Origin of the sequence: Caulobacter sp. S45 (assembly GCF_903642205.1) — a bacterium.
Classification (GTDB): Bacteria; Pseudomonadota; Alphaproteobacteria; order Caulobacterales; family Caulobacteraceae; genus CAHJWH01.
Window position 1 is genome coordinate 1 of sequence record NZ_CAHJWH010000215.1, and the last position, 3,850, is coordinate 3,850.

At 69.0% G+C, this 3,850-nt stretch carries 6 protein-coding genes; 2 read left to right on the top strand and 4 right to left on the bottom strand.

The features are described 5' to 3' along the window. The 4 genes from HUV06_RS15010 to HUV06_RS15025 all read right to left on the bottom strand — a co-directional run. A partial coding sequence (locus HUV06_RS15010) for a TRAP transporter large permease subunit (RefSeq protein WP_174302054.1) occupies positions 1–311 on the bottom strand: 311 nt, incomplete at its 3' end. A 127-nt stretch (positions 312–438) separates the two neighbouring features. Beyond that, a complete protein-coding gene (locus tag HUV06_RS15015) occupies positions 439–996 on the bottom strand; it encodes a TRAP transporter small permease (protein ID WP_174302055.1) in 558 nt (185 codons plus the stop codon). After that, a complete protein-coding gene (gene dctP / locus HUV06_RS15020) occupies positions 993–1,964 on the bottom strand; it encodes a TRAP transporter substrate-binding protein DctP (RefSeq protein ID WP_217433911.1) in 972 nt (323 codons plus the stop codon). Before dctP ends, HUV06_RS15015 begins: the two co-directional genes overlap by 4 nt. 98 nt (positions 1,965–2,062) lie before the next feature. Continuing rightward, positions 2,063–2,248, bottom strand: a complete 186-nt coding sequence (locus HUV06_RS15025; RefSeq protein WP_174302057.1) for a hypothetical protein — start codon at positions 2,246–2,248, stop codon at positions 2,063–2,065. Between the two features lie 142 nt (positions 2,249–2,390). Between HUV06_RS15025 and pdhA the strand changes: the two genes are divergently transcribed. Both pdhA and HUV06_RS15035 read left to right on the top strand, forming a co-directional pair. After that, entirely contained in the window at positions 2,391–3,410 is a 1,020-nt protein-coding gene (gene pdhA / locus HUV06_RS15030; protein WP_217433912.1) for a pyruvate dehydrogenase (acetyl-transferring) E1 component subunit alpha, read from the top strand. A gap of 2 nt (positions 3,411–3,412) precedes the next feature. Next, positions 3,413–3,850: biotin/lipoyl-containing protein (locus HUV06_RS15035; protein WP_371811092.1), on the top strand; the 438-nt coding region annotated here is incomplete at its 3' end.

Genomic DNA, 3,850 nt, shown 5'->3' on the forward strand with positions numbered 1-3,850 from the left:
AGCACCACGGCGACGCCCAACCCGCCGGGCACCCGGTGCAGCCAGGTGTGCAGCGCGTCGTACAGGTCCTTGCCGGCGCGCGACTTGCCGATCGCGGCGCCCTTCAGGATGAACAGCGGGATGGTCAGCAGGGTGATGGAGGCGAGTTCCTCGTAGACGTTCTGCGCCACGGTATCGAGCGAGGCGGCCGGCATGAACAGCATCATGAACACGGTCGCGACCCCGCCCAGCGCGAACGCGATCGGGATGCCGGAGAACAGCGCCACCAGGGTGGACCCGGCGTAAAGCAGGCCGATCGTCCCGGTGCTCATGGCTGGTAAGAGCCCTCTCCCTCTGGGAGAGGGTTGGGTGAGGGGTCTTGCCCACCGGCGATGGTTCGTCGCGTGGGCCCCTCACCCCGGCCCTCTCCCAGAGGGAGAGGAAGAAGGACTACGGAGATCACGCCAGGTTCGCTTCGGTCGAGTCCGCGTGTCGGCTGCCGAGCAGTTGCAGCAGCAACTGCACCGCCAGCAGCGCCATGCCCGCCGTCATGCAGCCATACGGGATCCACAGCGGCGGCCCCCACGAGGACGGCGTGGTCTGGCCCTCCTCCCACGCCTCGCCCAGCAACTGCCAGCTCTTCCAGGCAAAGAACGCCACGAACAGCAACGAGCACAGATCGGCCAGCAGCCGCCGCACCCGGTCCACGCCCGGCGGCAGCACATGCGCCAGCGCGTCGATCCCGACATGTCCGCGCCGCGCCTGCGTCCACGCGGCGGAGCCGAACGTCGCGCCGATCAGCAGGAAGGTGGACAGCTCGTCCTGCCAGTCGCTGGCGATCGAGAGGAAATAGCGCCCGATCACCTCCCACGTCAGCACCGCGCCCGCCACCGCGATCGCCAGCGCCGACGCCAGCGCCAGCGCGCCGTTCAGCCCGGTGACCGCCCCCTGCACCAGGCCCAGCACGCCCGCCCGCGGGATGTCCGCCGGGGAGCCGACGCCGGTGATTGTCGTCAAGCGACGGCCTCGGCCAGCTTCAGCAGGTTCGCGCACGCCGCGTTGCGGTTGGCGAAGTCCTTCCACGCGCTGTCCTGCGCGACGGCCTTCCACTTCGCGATGTCGTCCGCGCCCATGTCCACGACCTTCACCCCCGCCTTGCTGTAGATCTCGGCCAGCGACTGGTCGTCCGCCTTGGCCGCCGCCAGCGCGAACGGCTCCTGCGCCGCGCCAACCTCGACCATCGCCGCCTGCTGCTCCGGCGTCAGGCTCTCGAACACCGACTTCGACATCAGCAACGGCTCGAACATAAACCAAAACGATCCGCCGCGAGCGGTGGTGACGTTCTTTGCGATCTCCTGCAAGCGGAAACTGATCAGGCTAGTGGACGACGTCACCGCCGCATCCAGAGATCCGGTCTGCATCGCGGCATAGGTCTCGTCCGAGGTGACCGAACTGATGATCCCGCCCGCCGCCTTGAGCATCTGGTCCATCTCGCGTGAGCCGCCGCGGATCTTCAGCCCCTTGGTGTCGTCCGGCTTCGCCACGCCAGCCGCGCGCGAGGCCACGCCGCCGCCTTGCCACACCCAGGTCAGGATCTTGACGCCGCGCTTGTCCAGCAGCGTCGTCAGCTCCTGCCCGATCGGCGCCGTCTTCCATGCCAGGCCCTGCTCGTAGCTGGTCACCAGGCACGGCATCAGCCCGACATTGACCTCGGGCACCTCGCCGCCGGCATAGGCCAGCGGATACAGCGTCAGGTCCAGCGCGCCGCGCCGCAGGGCGGAGAACTGCGCCACCGTCTTCATCAGCGACGAGCCGGGATAGATCTCGAACGTCAGCGAGCCGCCCGTCCTCTCCTGCACCTGCGCCGCGAAGCGCCGCACCAGCCGGTCGCGGAAGTCGCCCTGCTCCGCGGTGCCGCCGGGAAACTGATGGCTGATCTTCAGCACCCGCGCCTCGGCGGCGCGCGCGCCGGCGGCCCGGAGCACGAACGGCGCAGCGAGCAGCCCGACAGCCGAGCGACGGGTGATGATCATGGACGCTTCCTTGTTTTACTATTCTTCCGGCACGCTAGACGCCTGTCGGCTCACCCGCAATTCGTGCGGCCGACCGCCACGCAATCCTGGCGCGCAATGTAGGCCTGCACCAGGGGAAACCCCTGCCAGGCCAGCAGGCCGAGCAGGACGATGCCGGCCAGCACCAGCACCGGAAAGAACCTGGACGGATCACGCTGATCGGACATGCCCTGGAACGTAGCAGGGTTGGTCGTCATGGCTACCCCGCTGCGCGCGTTGCGCGCGACCCTGCCGGCGTCGCCCGGGGGCCTGGAACAACGATCTTGCCGCCTCGCTCCCTTGCCCATGGCCCCAGTGAACGCTAGGTGCAGAGTCAAGGAACCAGACGGGAGTGGGACGATGTCGCAATCGGCCGAGACGATGGGGCGCGATGGGCATCCCGGCTCCAACCAGCCGCCGATGTCGCAGGACGCGTTGCTGCAAGCGTATGGCGACATGCTGCTGATCCGCCGCTTCGAGGAGCGCGCCGGCCAGCTGTACGGCATGGGCCTGATCGGCGGCTTCTGCCACCTGTACATCGGGCAGGAGGCGGTCGTCGTCGGCGTGCAGGGCGCGCTCAAGCCGGGCGACCAGGTCATCACCTCCTACCGCGACCACGGCCACATGCTGGCCACGGGGATGGAGCCGCGCGGCGTCATGGCGGAGCTGACCGGGCGGTCGGGCGGCTACTCCAAGGGCAAGGGCGGCTCCATGCACATGTTCAGCAAGGAGAAGCAGTTCTACGGCGGCCACGGCATCGTCGGCGCGCAGGTCAGCCTCGGCACCGGGCTCGCGTTCGCCGACTGGTATCGCGGCAACGACCACGTCGCGGTCACCTATTTCGGCGACGGCGCCGCCAACCAGGGCCAGGTGTTCGAGAGCTTCAACCTCGCCGCGCTGATGAAGCTGCCGTGCATCTACGTCATCGAGAACAACATGTACGGCATGGGCACCAGCGTGGAACGCGCCACCGCGTCGCGCGACCTGTCCAAGAACGGGTCGCCCTGGAGCATGGCCCATGCCGCGGTGGACGGCATGGACGTGGTGGCGGTGCGCCAGGCGGCGGTGGCGGCGGTGGCGCATTGCCGCGCCGGCAACGGGCCGTACCTGATGGAGATCAAGACGTATCGCTACCGCGGCCACTCGATGTCCGACCCGGGCAAGTACCGCACCCGCGACGAGATCGAGAAGATGCGCGGCGAGCGCGACTGCATCGAGCACGTCCGCCACCTGCTGAGCGAGATGGGCGTCGGCGACGAGGTGACCAAGGCGATCGATGCGGAGGTCAAGGCGCGCATCGCCGAGGCGGCCGACTACGCCCAGGCGAGCCCCGAACCGGATGCGGCCGAGCTGTGGACCGACATCCTGCTGGAGGACTGACAGTGTCCACGCAAGTCCTGATGCCGGCCCTGTCCCCCACCATGACGGAGGGCAAGCTCGCCCGCTGGCTGAAGAAGGTCGGCGAGGACGTGCGCGCCGGCGACGTGATCGCCGAGATCGAGACCGACAAGGCGACCATGGAGGTGGAGGCGGTCGACGAGGGCAAGCTGAGCCAGATCCTGGTCGAGGAAGGCACCGAGGGCGTGGCCGTCAACACCCCGATCGCCGTGCTCGGCGAAGGCTCCGCCGCCCCGGCGAAGCCGACCGCCGAGGCGCCGCAGAAGCTGGAGCCGAAGCGCCCGGCCGAGACCGCGTCCACGCCCGTCCCGGCGCTGGCCGCCGCGGCGCCGGAGAAGGATTGGGGCCCGACCGCCAGCATCACGGTAGAGGTGCTTGGCCCCGCGAGGGTTGTCGAACAAGTCGGCCTTCGTCAACTCCAG